The sequence below is a fragment of the Phenylobacterium soli genome (assembly GCF_003254475.1).
In the GTDB taxonomy this organism is placed as follows: Bacteria; Pseudomonadota; Alphaproteobacteria; order Caulobacterales; family Caulobacteraceae; genus Phenylobacterium; species Phenylobacterium soli.
Map to the genome: position 1 here is coordinate 27762 of NZ_QFYQ01000003.1, position 18827 is coordinate 46588.

The 18827-nt window shown below is 70.7% G+C and carries 17 protein-coding genes; 10 read left to right on the plus strand and 7 right to left on the minus strand.

Annotated elements, in window-relative coordinates; all coding sequences use genetic code 11:
* Positions 1-82: 82 nt before the first annotated feature.
* Entirely contained in the window at positions 83-577 is a 495-nt protein-coding gene (locus DJ017_RS19420; RefSeq protein ID WP_111530570.1) for a GAF domain-containing protein, read from the minus strand.
* Positions 578-628: 51 nt separating this feature from the next.
* Positions 629-1249 (minus strand): hypothetical protein, encoded by a 621-nt coding sequence (locus DJ017_RS19425; RefSeq protein ID WP_111530571.1) that lies wholly within the window; start codon positions 1247-1249, stop codon positions 629-631.
* A gap of 148 nt (positions 1250-1397) precedes the next feature.
* Between DJ017_RS19425 and DJ017_RS19430 the strand changes: the two genes are divergently transcribed.
* The gene (locus DJ017_RS19430; RefSeq protein ID WP_111530572.1) at positions 1398-2078 is read left to right on the plus strand and encodes a hypothetical protein; all 681 of its coding nucleotides are present in this window, start codon (positions 1398-1400) and stop codon (positions 2076-2078) included.
* A 170-nt stretch (positions 2079-2248) separates the two neighbouring features.
* Here DJ017_RS19430 and DJ017_RS19435 read toward each other — a convergent pair whose 3' ends face one another.
* Positions 2249-2578: a hypothetical protein gene (locus tag DJ017_RS19435; protein WP_133255514.1), complete on the minus strand. Its 330-nt coding sequence runs from the start codon at positions 2576-2578 to the stop codon at positions 2249-2251.
* Positions 2579-2744: 166 nt separating this feature from the next.
* Positions 2745-3662, minus strand: coding sequence for a response regulator (locus DJ017_RS19440; RefSeq protein WP_111530574.1), 918 nt, complete (start codon positions 3660-3662; stop codon positions 2745-2747).
* Between the two features lie 136 nt (positions 3663-3798).
* On the opposite strand from DJ017_RS19440, the gene DJ017_RS19445 reads away from it, so the two are divergent.
* Entirely contained in the window at positions 3799-5850 is a 2052-nt protein-coding gene (locus DJ017_RS19445; protein ID WP_111530575.1) for an alpha/beta hydrolase family protein, read from the plus strand.
* A gap of 60 nt (positions 5851-5910) precedes the next feature.
* On the opposite strand, the gene DJ017_RS19450 is transcribed toward DJ017_RS19445, so the two are convergent.
* Positions 5911-7689, minus strand: coding sequence for an ATP-binding protein (locus DJ017_RS19450; protein ID WP_227000262.1), 1779 nt, complete (start codon positions 7687-7689; stop codon positions 5911-5913).
* Between the two features lie 209 nt (positions 7690-7898).
* Between DJ017_RS19450 and DJ017_RS19455 the strand changes: the two genes are divergently transcribed.
* Together DJ017_RS19455 and DJ017_RS19460 are read left to right on the plus strand one after the other, a co-directional pair.
* Positions 7899-9149, plus strand: coding sequence for an acetyl-CoA C-acetyltransferase (locus DJ017_RS19455; protein ID WP_111530576.1), 1251 nt, complete (start codon positions 7899-7901; stop codon positions 9147-9149).
* A 12-nt stretch (positions 9150-9161) separates the two neighbouring features.
* Entirely contained in the window at positions 9162-10958 is a 1797-nt protein-coding gene (locus DJ017_RS19460) for an acyclic terpene utilization AtuA family protein (protein ID WP_111530577.1), read from the plus strand.
* On the opposite strand, the gene DJ017_RS19465 is transcribed toward DJ017_RS19460, so the two are convergent.
* On the minus strand, positions 10955-11830 hold the full coding sequence (locus tag DJ017_RS19465) for a sugar kinase (protein ID WP_111530578.1): 876 nt from the start codon (positions 11828-11830) through the stop codon (positions 10955-10957). The genes DJ017_RS19460 and DJ017_RS19465 overlap by 4 nt on opposite strands.
* A gap of 6 nt (positions 11831-11836) precedes the next feature.
* Entirely contained in the window at positions 11837-13249 is a 1413-nt protein-coding gene (locus DJ017_RS19470; protein WP_111530579.1) for a helix-turn-helix transcriptional regulator, read from the minus strand.
* Between the two features lie 205 nt (positions 13250-13454).
* On the opposite strand from DJ017_RS19470, the gene DJ017_RS19475 reads away from it, so the two are divergent.
* The 6 genes from DJ017_RS19475 (at position 13455) to coxB (ending at position 18826) form a co-directional block, all read left to right on the plus strand.
* Positions 13455-13829, plus strand: a complete 375-nt coding sequence (locus DJ017_RS19475; protein WP_165830731.1) for a MerR family transcriptional regulator — start codon at positions 13455-13457, stop codon at positions 13827-13829.
* Between the two features lie 178 nt (positions 13830-14007).
* Entirely contained in the window at positions 14008-14493 is a 486-nt protein-coding gene (locus DJ017_RS19480) for a MarR family winged helix-turn-helix transcriptional regulator (RefSeq protein ID WP_227000263.1), read from the plus strand.
* 95 nt (positions 14494-14588) lie between these two features.
* Positions 14589-15377: a cytochrome c oxidase assembly protein gene (locus tag DJ017_RS19485; protein ID WP_111530581.1), complete on the plus strand. Its 789-nt coding sequence runs from the start codon at positions 14589-14591 to the stop codon at positions 15375-15377.
* Positions 15378-15387: 10 nt separating this feature from the next.
* Positions 15388-17262 carry a PQQ-dependent dehydrogenase, methanol/ethanol family gene (locus DJ017_RS19490; RefSeq protein WP_227000264.1) on the plus strand — a complete coding sequence of 625 codons (1875 nt, stop codon included), beginning with the start codon at positions 15388-15390 and terminating at the stop codon, positions 17260-17262.
* A gap of 10 nt (positions 17263-17272) precedes the next feature.
* Entirely contained in the window at positions 17273-17854 is a 582-nt protein-coding gene (locus DJ017_RS19495; protein WP_111530582.1) for a c-type cytochrome, read from the plus strand.
* A gap of 24 nt (positions 17855-17878) precedes the next feature.
* Positions 17879-18826, plus strand: a complete 948-nt coding sequence (gene coxB, locus DJ017_RS19500) for a cytochrome c oxidase subunit II (protein WP_227000265.1) — start codon at positions 17879-17881, stop codon at positions 18824-18826.
* Position 18827 lies beyond the last annotated feature (1 nt).

Below are 18827 nucleotides of genomic sequence, written 5' to 3' on the forward strand. Positions count from 1 at the left end.
CCATACTCCCTTGAGTTCGTCAGAGCGCGGTCAGCGCGTCGGCGCCCCTCTTAGGAAAGGCGCCGTTGGGGAAGACAACGGCTCACCCAAACACCTGTTTTAGGATGCGTTCGAGCCATTCGGCGTCGGTGGCGTCGAACGCCGCCGGAGCCTCGGAGTCCACATCGAAGACGGCGATCAGTGCGCCGGTCGCATCGCGCACCGGCACGACGACCTCGCTGGCCGAACGGCTGTCGCAGGCGATGTGGCCGGGGAAGGCATGTACGTCCTCGACGAGTTGGGTGCGGCCCGTCTCGGCGGCGGTCCCGCAGACGCCGCGGCCGAAGGCGATGCGCAGGCAGCCGAGGGTGCCCTGGTAGGGGCCGACCACCAGCTCGCGCGGCTTGTCCGGATCGACCACATAGAACCCGGTCCAAAAATAGTGGTCGAAGGTGGCGGCCAGCATGGAGCACACGGTCGCCATGCGCGCCGTGCGATTGGGCTCGCCCTCCAGCACGGAGGCGATCTCCTCGGCCACCGCGGCGTAGCGCTCGCCCTTGGAGCCGGTCAGGGTCAGGTCGTTGAAGGCTTCGGCCATGGGACCGATGTAGTGCCGCGAGGGCCGAAGGTCACGCGTCCGCGCGGCACCTCAGGCGGAGGAGTCGAACTCGCCGGCCCACCCGTCATCCGCGGGCTTGTCCCGGGGACCCGGATGCGTCGGCGTCGGGGACAAGGCGGAGGCGGCCGGCCGCAGGTCACTCGGGGCGTCCGGCTGGCCGGCGCAAGGCGGTCCATGACCTTCCAGGGAGATGAGCTCCAGCTTCAGCGCCTTGCACAGGCGGGCGATGAAGACCTGCGGATCGGTGTCCATGAAGCCCGCGGCCTGGGCCTCGGCGTCGAGAATGGCGTCGAGCGCCTCGACCGCGTCGTCGGGATCGACGTCCAGCCGCTCCTTCTCGGTCCAGACCAGCGCCTCGACGACGCCCTTGATCTCGGCCTTGCGGCGTTCGCGGCGCAGATCGCCGACCTTGGCGAGGTGGAGCTCGGCCTCGCGCCCGTCGCGATGCCGGTCGGCCTCGAGCTTCGCATCCAGCGCCAGGCTCTGGCGCAGGCCCCGCCCCACCCGATGGAAGGCCTCGGCGAGCCGGACCTTCTCGTCGGTGTCCTCCGCCGCCAGGGCCGCGCATTGCAGGTCCTCGGCGAGCACCACCGCCATCTCGGCGAACCTGCCGAGCATCCGCATGCGCATTTCGTCGAGGGCGGGGTTCATTGGAACAAACGTAGAACATTCAAATTGCGGGAGGTCAAGGGATTTCGTGCGCGTCCTCTCGGATGTGAACCGTCCGAAGGTCGGCGAAGGGTGGCTAGCGGACCTATTTGAGCTTAGGCTTTGCCGCGACCGTAAGCTGGGAACCGGCATGATCCCGCGCGTCGCCTTCGTACTGGTGCTGTGCTCGCTGGCCGCCGTCGTAGTGGTGGCTGCCGCCGCAGCGGGGCGGTTCGATCGATTGCCGCCACAGCCTTACTTTCCCCGTCAGTTTGCCCAGGCGAGCCTGATGTACTGCGATCCGGAGGGAGCGCGGTCCCCGGACCAGGCCCGCGCTGGCGTTCGGTCTGAACAGCTGGTCGATAATCTCGAGGCTAATTGGTTCGGATCGCATCTACGGGCCGCGCAGGAGCGGTCCCTGTGGCAACCCGCGAGCGAACTCAGGGGGCGCACGCTGCGATTTCTTTGGCTGCGGTCGTTCCATGCGCCTGCCGTCATCAGGATCGATGAACCGGCGCGCGGGACGTATTGGCTCACGGCCACCTTGCTGCAGGGCAACGGTGGCTACGAACCGGGCAGGATTGACCGAAGGGTGACCCGCCGGCTTTCGCCGGAAGAAGCCGAGGCCTACGAAAAAGCCTACAGTCAGCTAGCGAGCCTTCCGAGGATCGGCTGCGGAAACGGAGCGGACGGTTCGGAGTGGATCATCGAGACTAGGGACCAGGGCCGTTACAGCCTGCTCAAGCGCTGGACACCCGCATCAGGGACTTTCCATGACCTTGGCGTCTTGTTGATTGGCTTCACGGGGTGGAACCCGAAGCCGATCTACTGATGCGGCCGCCGAGGTCGGTTGTTCCCCCTCATCCGACAGCTTCGCTGACACCTCTCCCGCAAGCGGAAAAGGATCGGTCATGTGCGTCCGGGGCCAAGGCCACGCCTGGCCGGGTCGCTGAGCCGCCCTCTCCCGCCTCTCCCATCGCTACGCCTGGGAGAGGAGGAGAGTCAGCGTGTCGACACCGGCTTGAAGCCGTCGCAGTCCTTGTCGGCGGGGTGGTCGGCGCACCAGAGGGAGCGGGCGCTGATGTGGTCGAGTTCCCGGAAGACCGCGTCGGACCGGGCCTTGGGCTTCTGGGCCGTGAGCGGGTCGTTGATCAGCTGGTGCAGCTTGTCGAGCATCTCGGCGGTCGGCTGCATGTTGACGAGCTCGGCCTGGGACTGGCCCAGGGTCTTCAGATAGCGGATGTCGGCCGGAGTCAGCGGTGACGGGTCGGCCGCGTGGGCCGCCGTGACCGCGGAGAAGACCAGCAACACCGCCAACGCAGCGTGGCGCATCGTCGCCTCCCTTCGGATCGGCTCTTCTGAGCGTCTGGAGCGCGCTTCCGACGGGACTCAGGCCCCGCGGGCTCGGCCGATCACAGGATAAGAACGCTGGTCCTCGAACCTGAGTCCGTCAAGCTTTCTGCGCAACCCCCTGGCGAGGCTCTCCGTGAGGTCTTCCTCAGGCGGCGCTGGCGAGCTTCTTCTTCACCGCGCGCTGGAGGTCGCGCATGACCCGCGCCGCCAGGGCCGCATCGCCCTGCGGCGCGCCGAGCAGGGCGCCGATGGCGTCGAAATGGACCTCGAGCACCGCCGGATCGCAGGCGGCCGCCCCGCCCATGGCGTCGGCGTAGTCGAGCATCGACTGGGCCACCTTCTCGACCATCGGGTCGCGGACCTGGCGGGCGCGGAAGCGGGTGTGCTGCATGACCCGGTGGGTCATCTGCAGGGTCTCGCGGTCCATGCCGCCGCGGGTGCGGATCAGCCGGCGCAGGGCCTCAAGCTCGACCCCGATGGTCTCGCGGGTGGCGTCGCGCTCGCCGCGGTCGACCACCTCGGCAGGGTCGCCGGCCCGGCGCAGCGGGCCGGAGTAGCTGATCTCCACCCGCCGCCGGCGGTCGGGGCCGATGTACTTGTCGGAGACGATGAAGTCCCGCGGCCGGGTCAGGACGAGCTGGATGCGCGAGATCACCGAGGCCGGGGTGAAGGGCTTGATGACGAACTCGTTGACCCCGGCCCGGCGGGCGAGCTCGACCTCCCCCTGGCTGCGGGCGGCGGTGAGCATGATCACCGGCAGGCGCGGATTGGGCACCATGCGGTCCCGGACCACCGCCGCGCGGCGGATCGAGCGGGTGAGCTCCAGCCCGTCCATCAGCGGCATCTTCCAGTCGGTGAACAGGATGTGCGGGTCCCAGGCCTTGAGCAGCTCGCGGGCGCGCAGGCCGTCGCCGGCGCGCTCCACCTGCCCCACCCCGGCGGCGCGCAGGACATCGAAGATCAGCCGCGCGGTGACGGCGTGGTCGTCGGCCACCAGGACCTTGAGCCCGCCGAGATCGGCCGGGCGCAGGCTGGTGCTGGGAAGGGTGCGGGAGGGGGCCATGGACAGGTTACGCGGCTGAAACCGAGCCACGCTTGACCGCCGGGCCTTGACGGTCCGTTTATGCCGGGCCGGCGCGTCGAGCCGGCATACTCATTTCGAGTAACGGGCCGTGTAACGGGCCGTGTTTGGGGGTTCCATGCGTCTTTCCGTGCTGCTCGCCGCCGCGTCTGTCGCGACGGCCGTTCCTGTCGCCGTTCCCGCCTGGGCCCAGGTGGCGGAGGGCCCTGCGCGGAGCTTCGCGCCGCGGGACCTCTTCGGCCTGCGCGCCGCCTCCGATCCGCAGGTCCGTCCCGACGGCGGCCAGGTGGCCTATGTGCGGCTGACCAACGACATCATGAGCGACAGCACCAAGCCGTCGATCTGGCTGGTGGACCTGGCGACCGGCGCCCAGTCGCCGCTGATCGCCGACGACAACGCCAACATGACGCCGCGCTGGTCGCCGGACGGGACGCGCCTCGCCTATGTGGTCGCCGGGGCCGGCGGACCGCCGCAACTCTACGTCCGCTGGATGGCCAGCGGCCGGTCGGCGAAGGTCGCCACGCTGGAGCAGGCGCCGAACCAGATCGCCTGGTCGCCGGACAGCAAGACGCTGGCCTTCACCATGCTGGTGCTCGACGAGGGCAAGCCGCTGGGCGCGCCGATCGCCCGGCCCGAGGGCGCCAAGTGGGCGGAGCCGCTGAAAGTCATCGACCGGCTGACCTACCGGGCCGACGGGGCCGGCTACCTCAAGCCCGGCTACCGGCACATCTTCACGGTGTCGGCCGACGGCGGCCAGCCGCGGCAGATCACCTTCGGCAAGTACGACGAGGCCGGCCCGATCCGCTTCGACCGCGACGGGCGCTCGATCGTGTTCTCCAGCAACCGCGCCGAGGACCGCGAGCGCGACCCCGGCGAGAGCGACATCTGGCGCGTCTCCCTGGCCGACGGGACCTTGAGCCGGCTCACCGACCGCAAGGGGCCGGACGCGCAGCCGGCGCTCTCCCCCGACGGCACGAAGATCGCCTACGTCGGCTACGACGACCGGATCCGCGGCTATGAGAACAGCCGGCTCTACGTCATGGACCGCGACGGCAAGAACCGGCGCGTCCTGACCGGCGGGCTCGACCGCTCGGTGGGCGCCCCGCAGTGGGCGGCGGACGGGCGCAGCATCTACGTCCAGTACGAGGACCACGGGCTCGGCAAGGTGGCCCGGGTGAGCCTCGACGGGAAACTCGCCGACGTGGCGAGCGGGCTCGCGGGGGCGGAGGAGCTGGACCGGCCCTACACCGGCGGCGACTACGACCAGGCGCGCGGGGTGGTGGCCTTCACCCAGGGCGGCCCCGACCAGCCGCCGGACCTGGCCGTGGCGCGCGGCGGCAAGGTGAGCCGCCTGACGCGGCTGAACGAGGACCTCTTCGCCGGCAAGACCCTGGCGAAGGTGGAGGCGATGCCGGTGGTCTCGGCCTATGACAAGAAGCCGATCGACGCCTGGATCGTGACCCCGCCGAACTTCGATCCGCAGAAGAAGTATCCGCTGATCCTGGAGATCCACGGCGGGCCGTTCGCGGCCTACGGCCCCTACTTCTCGACCGACGATCAGCTCTATGCGGCGGCCGGCTATGTGGTGGTCTACGCCAATCCGCGGGGCTCGACCTCCTACGGCGACGCCTTCGCCAATGAGATCGACCGCAACTACCCGAGCCACGACTACGACGACCTGATGAGCGTGGTCGACACCGCCGTCGCCAAGGGCTTCGTCGACGAGAACCGGCTCTATGTGACCGGCGGCTCGGGCGGCGGGGCGCTGACCGCCTGGATCGTCGGCAAGACCCATCGCTTCCGCGCGGCGGCGGCGCAGAAGCCGGTGATCAACTGGACGAGCGAGGTGCTGACCGTCGACGGCTACAACTTCATGGCCAAGTACTGGTTCGGGAAGATGCCGTGGGAGGACCCGCAGGGCTATTGGGCGCGCTCGCCGCTGTCGCTGGTCGGCAATGTGACGACTCCGACCCTGGTTGTGGTGGGCGAGCAGGACTTCCGCACCCCGCCGCCGGAATCCGAGCAGTTCTACCAGGCCCTGCAGCTGCGCGGCGTGCCGACGGCGCTCGTCCGCGTGCCGGGCGCGAGCCACGGCGGCCTGGCGGCCCGCCCGAGCCAGGCCGGCGCCAAGGCCAACGCGATCCTCGGGTGGTTCGAGCGGTATCGGTAGTCCAAGCATCCTCTCCCGGCCTCTCCCACAGCGCTGCGCGCCTGGGAGAGGAGAAGGGTGTCAGGCGACCTCGGCGGCCTCGTCGGTCTCGTTCGGGTCGGCGGCTTCGGCGAGGGCCTGGAAGAGGTCGGCGGCGGCGATGGGCTTGGCGACGTGGCTGTCCATGCCGACGGCGCGGTACTGCTCGACCTGGTGGGCCATGGCGTTGGCGGTCAGGGCGATGATCGGGGTGCGCGGGCGGCCGGTCTCGGCCTCGCGGCGGCGGATCTCGGCGGTGGCGCCAAGGCCGTCCATCACCGGCATCTGGACGTCCATCAGGATGACGTCCCACTCGGCCGAGGCCCAAGCGTCGACGGCGGCCTGGCCGTCCTCGACCACGGTCGGCTCGACCCCGAGCTGGTGAAGCAGGGTCTTGAGGACGAGCTGGTTGACGGCGTTGTCCTCGGCGGCGAGCACGCGCAGGCGGTGGGGCTTGAGGTCCGACGGCGGCTGGGGGGCGAGCTGGGGCGGGGCGCGCTCCTCGCCGATCCAGGCGATCGGCAGGCGCACCAGGAAGCGCGAGCCGACGCCGGCCTGGCTCTCGACGGCGATCTCCCCGCCCATCAGCTGGGCGAGCTCGCGGCAGATGGCGAGGCCCAGGCCCGTGCCACCAAAGCGGCGGGTCGTCGAGCTATCGAGCTGGTCGAACTTCTCGAAGAGGCGGACGAGGTTCTCCGGCGAGATGCCGACGCCGGTGTCGGCCACGGCGATCTCCAGGAGCTCGCCGTCGCGGCGGGCGGTGACGCGGATCTCGCCCTCGTCGGTGAACTTCAAGGCGTTGGAGATCAGGTTGTAGAGGATCTGGCGGACGCGGGTCGGATCGCCGCGGTAGCGGCCGCGCGCCCCGGCGATATCGAGGGCGAAGGAGAGGCCCTTCTTGTTGGCGAGGGCGGTGAAGGCCGAATAGGCGCCCTGGGCGACGTCGCCGAGGTCGAACTCGATGGATTCCAGTTCGAGCTTGCCGGCCTCGATCTTGGAGAGGTCGAGCACGTCGTTGAGGATGGCGAGCAGCGCCTCGCCGGAGCGGTGGACGACGGTCAGGCGCTCGCGCTGGACCTCGCTCAGTTCGTCGGCGGCCATGGCCTGGGCCATGCCGAGCACGCCGTTGAGGGGCGTGCGGATCTCGTGGCTCATGGTCGCCAGGAAGGCGCTCTTGGCGGCGTTGGCGGCTTCGGCGGCGAGCTCGCCCTCCTGGGCCCGGCGCTTGGCGGCGCGCATGGCGCTGCGCGAGCGGTCGAGCTGGCGGCGGGCCAGGAAGAAGTAGTTGAACAGGCTGACGAAGCCGGCGGCGACGACGACCACCGCCGGCGTCCTGACGCCGCTCGCGAAGGCCAGGTCGCAGCCCATGTAGAGCAGGGCCAGCGCATAGGGCGCGAGCAGCAGCCGGAAGAGGCCGAGCTCGGCGTAGTACTGCAGCATGACGTAGCTGGCGCCGATGAAGGTGCTGGTCAGGGCGAAGGCGCGCGCCAGCGGCTGGGCGCTGCGCCACAGCGCCAGCATCATGACGATCTGCAGGAGGGTGGCGAGGATCGAGTTGAGGCTGATGGCCAGCATCGGCCGCTCGGCCCCGGCCGCGCCGCCGCGGGTCAGCCGGGCGCCGACCAGCAGGCCGCCCCAGACCGCGCACAGCCAGGCCAGCGTCCAGGGAACACCCACGTAGAAGGCCGCCACCGACCCCACCGCCAGGCTGCTCACCAGGCGCGGAATCAGGTTGCGCGCGGACATCGCGAACAGGCGCCAGCCCTGCCCGTGATCCCCGCGCGGCGAGACGCCCTGTACGCTGTCGGCAATCGCGCTCAACAGCCGCCTCCCCCCGTTATTTGGGCGGAAAGCTGCCGCGCCTTGGTTAACCGCGCGTCAAAGTTGGGGAAATTGCCCCTGCACGGCCCGCGACAGAGCGTCGCCGCATTTTCAACAGCCACTGGACTGACGCTAGGGCCACCGGTCAAAACACCTGTTCGAAGGTCCGGCGTCCGCCGGCCCCGCGGAGCTGACACGAGGACAAGACCATGCCGGAAGCCCTGATCATCGACGCCTGCCGGACCCCGCGAGGGATCGGCAAGGTGGGCAAGGGCGCGCTCGCCGACTTCCACCCGCAGCACCTGGCCGCCACGGTGCTGAAGGCGTTGAAGGAGCGCAACAACCTGAACACCGCCGAAGTCGACGACGTGATCTGGGGCACCTCGTCCCAGCGCGGCAAGCAAGGGGGCGACCTCGGCCGCATGTCGGCGCTGGACGCCGGCTTCGACATCAAGGCCAGCGGCGTGACCCTGGACCGCTTCTGCGGCTCGGGCATCACCTCGGTGAACCTGGCGGCCGCCATGATCATGTCGGGGATGGAAGACCTCGTCATCGGCGGCGGCACCGAAATGATGTCCTACACGGCGGCGACCGCGGCCCAGCGCGACCCGCGCGAAGGCCCGCCGCTGATGGACGCCGGCAACACCCACCTGCGCAAGCTGCACCCGCAGTCGCACCAGGGCATCTGCGCCGACGCCATCGCCACCATGGAAGGCATCACCCGCCAGGCGCTCGACGAGCTCGCCCTGGTCAGCCAGCAGCGCGCCGACGTGGCCATCAAGGAAGGCCGCTTCAAGAAGTCGCTGGTGCCGGTGCTTCGTGAGGACGGCAGCGTCGCCCTCGACCACGAGGAATTCCCCCGCCCGCAGACCACGATGGAAGGCCTGTCGGCCCTGAAGCCCTCGTTCGAGGCCATGGCCAACGTGCCGCTGGACGAGAACGGCACGACCTTCGCGGGCCTGATCAACCAGGTCTATCCGGACCTGAAGATCCAGCACTTCCACCACGCCGGGAACTCCTCGGGCGTCGTCGACGGCGCCGGCGCGGTGCTGCTGGCCTCGGAAAGCTACGCCAAGAAGCACGGCCTGAAGCCGCGCGCCCGGATCGTCGCCATGGCCAACATGGGCGACAGCCCGACGCTGATGCTGAACGCGCCGGTGCCGGCGGCGAAGAAGGTCCTGGCCAAGGCCGGCCTGACCGTCGACGACATCGACCTGTGGGAGATCAACGAGGCCTTCTCGGTGGTCGCCGAGAAGTTCATCCGCGACCTCAAGCTCGACCGCGAGAAGGTCAATGTGAACGGCGGCGCCATGGCCCTCGGCCACCCGATCGGCGCCACCGGCTCGATCCTCATCGGCACCGTGCTCGACGAGCTGGAGCGCCGTGAGCAGCGCTACGGCCTGGTCACCATGTGCGCCGCCGGCGGCATGGCTCCGGCCATCATCATCGAGCGCATCTAAGCGGTAGAGCCTATGGCCAAGGTAGTCAGGATCGGTGGAGCTGGCGGCTTCCTGGGGGATTCCTCGGTGGCCGCGCCACAGCTGCTCAAGGGCGGCAAGCTCGACTACATGATCCTCGACTACCTGGCCGAGGCGACCATGTCGGCGCTCGGCCAGCTCAAGGCCGCGCGTCCCGACCAGGGCTATGCCCGCGACTTCACCGACTGGGTGTGGAAGGACAACCTCCACGAGCTCAAGGCCCAGGGCGTGAAGATCGTCACCAACGCCGGCGGACTGAACCCCCAGGCGTGCCGTGCGCGGATGGAGGAGCTGGCCGCCGAGGCCGGGCTCTCCTTCAAGATCGCGGTCGTCGAGGGCGACGACCTGATGGGCCGGCTCTCCGAGCTGACGCCCCTTCGCGAAATCTACACCGACGCCCCGTTCCCGAACCCTCAGAAGGTGTTCTCGGCCAACGCCTATTTCGGCGGCCGGCCGATCGCCGAGGCGCTGGCGGCGGGCGCGGACATGGTCATCACCGGCCGGGTGGTCGACAGCGCCCTGACGCTCGGGCCGCTGATGCACGAGTTCGGCTGGACCGACGAGGACTACGACCGCCTTTCGGCCGGCTCGCTGGCCGGCCACGTGATCGAGTGCGGCGCTCAGGCGACGGGCGGCCTGTTCACCGACTGGGAGGACGTGCCGGACTGGGCCCACATCGGCTATCCGGTGGTCGAGTGCCACGCCGACGGCGCGTTCGTCGTCACCAAGCCGCCGGGCACCGGCGGCCTCGTCTCGCCGGCCGCGGTGGCCGAGCAGATCCTCTACGAGGTCGGCGATCCGCAGGGCTACGCCCTGCCCGATGTGGTCTGCGACTTCACCGAGCTGAAGGTCGAGGCGGCCGGCGCCGAGCGCGTCCGCGTCTCCGGCGCCAAGGGCTATCCGCCCAGCGGGCAGTACAAGGTCTGCGTCACCTTCGAGGACGGCTTCCGCTTCATCGGGGCCATGCCGATCGTCGGCCGCGACGCGGCGAAGAAGGCGCAGCGCCAGGCCGCGGCGGTGCTGGAACGGGTCGGCGAGATGCTGCGCGACCGCAACCTGCCGCCGCTGCGCGACACCCGCATCGAGGTGCTCGGCGCGGAGGCCACCTACGGCGCCAACGCCAGCGCCCTGGCCCAGCAGACCCGCGAGGTCGTCTACCGCGTCGGCGCCGAGCACGAGAGCGCCGATGCGCTCGGGCTGATGATGCGCGAATTCCAGTCGCCGACGACCTCGATGAGCGTCGGCTGCACCGGCTGGTTCGGCGGCGCGCCGACCATCACGCCCGTCGCCCGGGTGTTCTCCGTCTTCGTGCCGCGCCAGACCGTGCCGGCCACCGTCAGCCTGGGCGACCGCAGCTTCGAGGTGAAGGCCGAGCCACCGAAGGTCGCCTTCGACGCCACCGCCGTGGTGCGCCCGACCGTTCCCGCCGACCCGACGGCCGAGGAGCCGCTCACCCGCCGGCCGCTCGTCGAGCTCGCCTGGGCCCGGTCCGGCGACAAGGGCGACGCGTTCAACGTCGGCGTCATCGCCCGCAAGCCCGAATACCTGCCCTGGATCCGCCGCGCGCTCACGCCGGAGACGGTGCAGGCCTGGTTCGCCCACGAGTTCGAGGGCGCCAAGGCGCCCAAGGTGCTGCGCTACGAGCTGCCCGGCATGGGCGCGCTCAACTTCCACTGCATCCAGGCGCTGGGCGGCGGCCAGTTCTCCAGCCTGCGCCTCGATCCCCTGGCCAAGGGCAAGGCCCAACAGCTGCTCGACATCGAGATCGAGGTCCCTGCGCGGCTGCACTAGCCGCGCGGAAGGATCGCCCCCGGCGCGGCCACGACCTTGGCCGCCAGCGCCCTCGCCTCGTCCACCGCGTCCACGATGGAGCGCCCCTGCAGCCGGGCGGCGAGATAGGCGGCGTTGAAGCTGTCGCCGGCGCCGGTCGTGTCGACCACTGACCCCGCGGGCCCGGGCGGGAAGTCGGCGATCTCGCCCCCGCTCAGCACCCCGACGCGGCGGTCGGCGTCCCGCTGGATCACCTCCGCGCCGCCCACTGTCCATTCCGGCGGCAGCGGACGGCCGCAAAGGGCCTCGGCGTCGTCGGCGCTGAAGGAGAGGTAGCGGCAGAGGGGGAGGATCCCCTCGACCGCGGCGCGGGCCTCGGCGGGGCCTGACCAGAGCCGTGGGCGATAGTTGGGGTCGAAGGCGAGCGGCGTCCCGGATGCCGCGAGCATGGTGGTGAGCCGCGACCGCCCCTCGGGCCCGATCACCGCCAGGGAGATCCCGGAGAGATAGACGAGATCGGCGGCACTCAGCGCCGCGGCGAAGGCGTCGAGATCGGCGAGGCGGAAGAAGTCGCGCACCGGCGCCTCGCCTCGCCAGTAGTGGAAGCTGCGCTCGCCGGCCGCGTCGCGCTCGATGGCGTAGAGGCCCGGTAGCCGGCCTTCGACCCCCGTCACCAGGCCGGCGTCGATCCCCTCCTGCCGCATGAGGGCGATGACGCCCTGGCTGAAGCGGTCGCCGGACCCGAGGGCGGTGGCGTAGGCGACCTCGAGGCCGGCGCGGGCCAGGTAGACGGCGGTGTTGAAGGTGTCGCCGGCGTAGCCGATCGCGGCCGAGGCGCCCTGCCCCAGGCTGAGCTCGACCATGCACTCGCCGAAGACGACGACCCGGGCCACCGGCCGCTAGCCCTTGGCGAGACGGAAGGGAACGGTGCGCCGCTCGTGCTGGGGCACGTGCAGCGAGCGGTCGACCGGCGGGAAGGCGCGCTGCAGGCAGTCGTCGCGCTCGCAGATCCGGCAGCTGACGCCGATCGGGGTGGCCGGGCCCTTCAGGTCGACGCCCTCGGAATAGACCAGCTCCGAGGCGTGGGTGATCTCGCAGCCGAAGCCCAGCACGTAGCGGCGGTCGGGCGTGAGGTAGGAGTCCGAGCTCTTCACGACGTTGCGGGCGACGCACAGGTAGCGGACGCCGTCGGGCATCTCGGCCACCTGGACGAGGAAGCGGTCGGGCGCGCCCACCGCCTCGTGGACGTTCCACATCGGGCAGGCGCCGCCGAAGCGGGCGAACTGGAAGCGCGTGGCCGAGTGGCGCTTGGTGATGTTGCCGGCGTAGTCGACCCGCACGAAGTAGAGCGGCACGCCCCGCTCCCCGGGCCGCTGCAGGTTCGAGAGGCGATGGCAGACCTGCTCCAGGCTGGCGCTGAACATCAGGGCGAGCTGCTCGACGTCGTGGCGCTTCTCGCGCGCGGCCTGGGCGAAGCGGCGATAGGGCATCAAGAGCGCGCCGGCCGCGTAGTTGCCGAGCCCGACGCGGCAGACATCCACCGCCTCGCGGCTCTTGAAGCCGGCCCGCGCCAGCTCCGCCTCGATGATGTCCGACAGGGCGGTGGTGGCGATGTGGAAGGCCATTTGGAAGGCCCGGGTGGTCGGCGGCTGGGCGGCGTTGAGCGACAGTTCGTGCGAGGCCGGGTCGTAGCGGCGCATGACATCCCCCGCGGCGTCGCGTCGCACGCTGACCCCCCAGCGCTCGCGCAGGTACATCTCGAGCAGCATTTCGGCCGAGGCGTAGGGCTCCAGCCCGACCTCGCGCGCCAGGTCCTCCGCCGCCCGGTCGAGGGCGTCCACGTAGTTGTCCTTGTAGTGGAAGAAGTCGCGCACCTCCTCGTACGGCAGCAGGGACGAGGCGGCGGTGGCCTCGTCGAGGGCGACGGCCTCCTCGGTCATCTTCAGCCGCTCGCCGAGCCGGTGGTTGGCGCGGTGCAGGTCGAGGAACCGGCGGGCCAGGCCGGGAGCGTGGATCACCGCCTGACGCAGCTCGCTCAAGGGGATCGGGTCGGCGCCGCCGAAGTCGGCGGCCGCTTCGCGGAGGTCGGCGATGAGGTGCTGGTCGGTGTCGGCGTCGAGGGTCTCGGGGCGCACGCCGAACACGTCGACGAGGCCCATCAGGACGCGCGAGGTGACCGGCCGCTGGTTGGCCTCGATCTGCGAAAGATAGCTCACCGAGATGCCGAGCCGGCCGGCGCAATCCTCGAGCCGCCAGCGCCTTTCCTCGCGCAGGGCCCGCACCTTGGGGCCGACGAACAGCTTGTACCGCATTTCACAGTTTCACAATTTGCCGCCGCGGAACGGCGAAGACTTCGCACCTTATCGTTTGAAACCGAGGTAAACTCAAAGGCTAATGCAGCGCGGCCATAGCCGGGGCACCCCGCGCAGTCGCCACTCAGTTTCACGAACCCAGTTTTCTGCGAACCCGATTTCCCCCCGGACCCCGTTCCGCCGCTCCCCCTCGGAGGACACGCCAGTGACCGAAGACAACATCCGCCACCTGCCCCGCATCGGCATCGGCGAAGCCATGCGCCTGTTCGGCATGACCGCCCGCGCCATCCGCTTCTACGAGGAGAAGGGCCTCATCGAGGTCCGCCGCGACCGGATGAACTGCCGCTTCTACGACGGCGTCGCCCGCCGCCGGCTCGGCTGGATCGGCCCGCTGCGCGCGGCCGGCCTGTCGCTGAAGGACATTCAGGACGTCCTCGACGTCGAGGAAGAGGTCCGCGGCCAGACGGCGCTGGCGAAGCTGCAAGCCCGCCGCCGCGAGATGCAGATGGAACTGGCCAAGGTCGACCTGGCGCTCGCCAAGCTCGAGCCGGCCACCCAGGCCCGCGCCACCGCCCGCTAGCCGCTGGGCCGCCCCGGGCGGCGCGGCCCAAGGGAACCACGACGGCCGGCTGCGCAAGGCGCGCGCCGGCCGTCGATCTTTCGGGATAGCCCCACGCGGGGTCGTGGCGACAATCAGATCGTGGCGCGATATAAAAGGCGGTGCAGCGGCTCGGCTTGCACTGACCCCGGGGGGTGCCTTGAAACCGAAACCCTCACCGCGAAGCGCCCGCCGCCAGACCCGCATCAGCCTCTCCGACTACCAGGCGCTGGGGGCGTTCCGGCTGGCGCTGCGCAAGTTCGCGGCCTTCAGCGACGCCTCGGCCCACGCCGAAGGACTGACCGCCCAGCAGCACCAGGCCCTGCTGGCCGTGCGCGCCCACAGCGGCGTGGAGGCGATGACCATCGGCGAGCTGGCCGAATGCCTGCTGATCAAGAACCACAGCGCCGTGGAGCTGGTCGGACGGCTGGTCACCGCCGGGCTCCTCACCCGCAGCCCGTCCGAGGCGGATCGCCGGCGCATCCTGCTCAGCCTCACGCCGGAGGCCGCGTCGCGCCTGGAGGCGATCTCCCGCCGGAACCTGCGCGAGCTGAGCAGCAGCGCCCCCATCTTCGGTGAGCTGCTCAAGACTGTTCGGCGCATCGGCCGCGAAAAAGGCGAGGCGGGCGGCGGGAATCCCTCTTGAACACCCCATTATATCGTGTCACGATCTAACTCACGACGACGGGGGAGGCGACTGGTTCTGGACCGACGCGCAAGCGTCAAGCCGGGAGGTCGCACGTGCAGGCTGCGCTTGTTCCCTATTGTGGAGCGCCCGTCGCGCCAGGTCGCATCGCGGCGGCCTGGAACCTCGATCCCATCCTTCTCGCCGCGGCCATCGGACTCCTGGCCGCCTACGCGGCGGGCGTGCGGCGCGCCGATCCTGGCCGGAGACGGCGCGCCGCCTTCTATCTCGGCTGGACGATCGCCACCCTGGCCTTGGTCTCCCCGCTCTGCCGGCTGTCGGTGTCGCTGTTCTCGGCCCGGGTCGGCCAGCACATGCTGCTGGAGCTCGCCGCCGCGCCGCTGGTCGCCTACGGCCGGCCCTGGCGGGTCTATGAGGCGCTGCTGCGCCTCGACCTTCCCGCGGCCCCGCCAAGGCCCCTGCTGGCGGCCGGCATCTTCGCCGTGGCGCTCTGGTACTGGCACGCGCCGCTTCCCTACGACCTGACGTTCACCAGCGACGCGATCTACTGGTGCATGCACGTGACCGCCTTCGGCGCGGCCCTGTTGCTGTGGACCGGCCTGCAGGACGGGCTCGAGCAGGCGCCGGCGAGCACGGTGGGCGCAGGCATCCTGTCGGCCGCGCAGATGACCTTCCTGGGGGCGCTGCTGACCCTGGCGCCGCGGCCGCTCTATGCGCCGCACGCCCTGACCACCGCCGCCTGGGGGCTCAGCCCGCTCGACGACCAGCAGATCGGCGGCCTCATCATGTGGGCGCCCGGATGCCTCGCCTTCGCGGCCATTTCGATCCTCGGGCTGGTGCGCGCGATGCGCCGCGCCGACGCCGCCGAAGCGGCGCTCGCGTGAGGGCGCCGGCATGACGAAGCGCACCTTTCTCGCCCTGGCCGCGATGGTCGGCGCCGGGCTGGCCGGCTGCCAGAAGGCCGACCATGGGCTGGGCGCCCAGGCCGTCGCCAAGATGGCCCACGATCCGGGCTGGAACGGCGCGGCCGCCAACCTGGCCCCCAACGACCCGCCGGGCGAGTGGCGCCGGCCGGGCCGCGACTACGCCGGCACCCGCTACAGCCCGCTCAATCAGATCAACGCCGGCAATGTCGCCGAGCTGAAGATGGCCTGGAGCTTCGCCGACGGCGTGCCTTACGGCCACGAAGGCGCGCCCCTGGTGGCGGACAACACCATGTACCTGGTGACGCCGTTCCCGAACGTCGCCTACGCGCTGGACCTCACCAAGCCCGGCGCGCCGATCAAGTGGACCTATTCGCCGAACCCCTCGCCCATGGCGATCGGCAAGGCGTGCTGCGACGCCGTCCTGCGCGGCTGGGCCCTGGCCGACGGCAAGCTGATCTTCAACACCCTCGACGACCACACGGTCGCGGTGGACGCCCAGACCGGCAAGGAGCTGTGGCGCACCAAGCTCGCCAATGTCGAGGACGGGGTGACCACGACGATGGCCGCCACCGTCTACAAGGACAAGGTGTTCGTCGGAAACTCCGGCGGCGAACTCGGCGTCCACGGCTGGCTGGCCGCCCTCGACCTGAAGAGCGGCAAGGAGCTCTGGCGCGCCTACAACACCGGGCCGGACGACCAGGTGAAGATCGGGGCCGACTTCAAGCCCTTCTATCCCTGGATGCGCGGCAAGGACCTCGGCGCCACCACCTGGCCGGCGGACATGTGGAAGCACGGCGGCTCGGCCTCGTGGGGCTGGATCACCTACGATCCGGACCTCAACCTGATCTACTACGGCACGGCCAACCCGAGCCCGCGCGTGCCGGCGCAGCGGCCGGGGCTGAACCTGTGGAGCGCGGCGATGTTCGCCCGCGATGCCGACAGCGGCATGGCCCGCTGGGCCTTCCAGTTCACCCCGCACGACCAGTGGGATTACGACGGCGTCAACGAGGACGTGCTGATCGACATCCCGTGGCGAGGGCAGACGCGCAAGGCGCTGGTCCAGTTCAACCGCAACGGCTTCGCCTACACCATCGACCGCCAGACCGGCGAGGTGCTGGTCGCCAAGCCGTTCGGCAACCTCAACTGGGCGCTCGGCGTCGATCCCAAGACCGCCCAGCCGATCGTCAATCCGGCGATGCAGCCCAAGCCCGGCGTGAAGCTGCCCAACGCCTGTCCGACGGACATCGGGGTGAAGGACTGGCAGCCGGCGGCGTTCAGCCCGCGCACCGGCCTGCTCTACGCCGGGATCTTCAACATCTGCATGGACCTGACCGACCACCCGGTCTCCTACATCGCCGGCACGCCCTACGACGGCATGGAGATGAAGCGTCACGCCGGGCCGGGCGGGAACTGGGGCGAGTTCATGGCCTGGGACCCGATCCAGGGCCGCAAGGTGTGGTCGATCAAGGAGCCGTTCATGACCATGAGCGGGGCGCTCGTGACCGGCTCGGACCTGGTCTTCTACGGCACCGTGGACGGCTGGTTCCGGGCCGTGGACGCGCGCACCGGCAAGGTGCTCTGGTCGCAGAAGCTGGGCTCGGGCGTGATCGGCCAGCCGATCACCTACCTGGGCCCGGACGGGCGGCAGTACGTGGCGGTCTACGCGGGCGTCGGCGGGGCGGCCATGGTGGCCGCCCAGCAGCCCGGCTTCCCGCCGCGCGGCGACACCCTCTACGTCTTCTCGGTCGGCGGAGCGTCGAACAACTCGGGCCCAGGCCTGCTGAGCAGCCAGCCGGGCAAGCCGGCGGCCCAGCCCGACAACACCAGCCCGAGCCAGACGTGAGGAGGCGCGCATGAAGCTCCCCCTCGCCCTTGGCCTGGCCGCCCTCGCCCTCGCCCTCGCCGGCTGCGGCCGCGAGTTGCACCCGACCGGCGCGGGCGGCGCCCAGCTGCCCGCCGGCCGGGGCCTGCCGCAGATGCCGACGGGGGACCTGGCGGGCGCGGCGGCCAGCACCGCCGGCCAGGTGTTCGCCAACCCCTACGCCGGGGATCCGGGGGCGATCGCCGAGGGCCATCGGCTGTTCAACGCGATGAACTGCTCGGGCTGTCACGGCTATGAGCTGAAGGGCGGCATGGGCCCGGACCTGACGGACACCTACTGGCGCTACGGCGGCACGCCGGCGGCGATCTACCAGAGCATCTACCAGGGCCGGCCGAAGGGGATGCCGGCCTGGGGCGTGGCCCTGCCGCCGTCGGACATCTGGAAACTGGCGGCCTATATCGAGAGCCAGGGCGGCGCGGTGAAACCCGGGCAGTACCAGGCCGGGCTGCAAGGAGACCTGGTTCCCAAGGCGCCCGGCGGGGCCGGCCAGAACGCACAGAACGCCGCCAATGCGGGCGAGACCCATGCGCCCGGCGGCGCGGCGCGGCGGTGAGCCATGGCCGCAGGCGCCTACCCCATGTCGTACCTCGCTACCGCCGGAGCCTCGGCCGCGCCGATCACCCGGCTGGGCTGGGGCCTGCTGACGATCTCGATCGTGGTGGTGCTGATGGTCGGCGCGCTCCTGGCGGGCGCCTTGTGGCGGCGACGCGCCGGGGTGTCGCCGGACCCGGAGGGGCGACTGCCGGTGGAACGGAGAGGGCCAGGCCTGCGCTGGGTCTGGGTCGGCGTGGGGATTTCCACCCTGGCCCTCTTCGTCTCCACCGTCTGGACGCTGACCACCCTGGCCGCGGTGCGCCATCCGCCGCGTCCGCCGGCCCTGACCATCCAGGTGACCGGCCACGACTGGTGGTGGGAGGCGCGCTACCTGGGCGACGCGCCCGGGCGCGACTTCACCACGGCCAACGAGCTGCACATCCCCGTCGGCCAGCCGGTGCGGCTGGAGCTGCGCTCGGCCGACGTCATCCACTCCTTCTGGATTCCCAAGCTGGGCGGCAAGACCGACCTGATCCCGGGCCGCACGAACATGGCCTGGATCGAGGCGGACCGGCCCGGCGACTATCGCGGCCAATGCGGCGAATTCTGCGGGCTGGAACACGCCCGCATGGCTCTCCAGGTCGTCGCAGACCCGCCGGCGGCCTTCCAGGCCTGGCGGGATCGTCAACTGGCCGCGCCCGCCCCGGCGGCTTCCCCACCCATCGCCGCCGGGGCGGCAGTCTTCCAGGCGCGCTGCGGCGCCTGCCACGCGATCCGCGGCACGCCGGCCGGCGGGCTGTTCGGCCCCGACCTCAGCCACCTGGCGCTGCGGCGGACGCTGGCCGCGGGGACCCTGACCAACGACCCTCAGGGTCTGACGGCCTGGCTCGCCGACCCGCAGGCGATCAAACCCGGCAACGAGATGCCCCGCGTGCCGCTCACCGACGGTGACCGCGCGGCCCTCGTCGCCTACCTCCAGTCGTTGAGCTAGG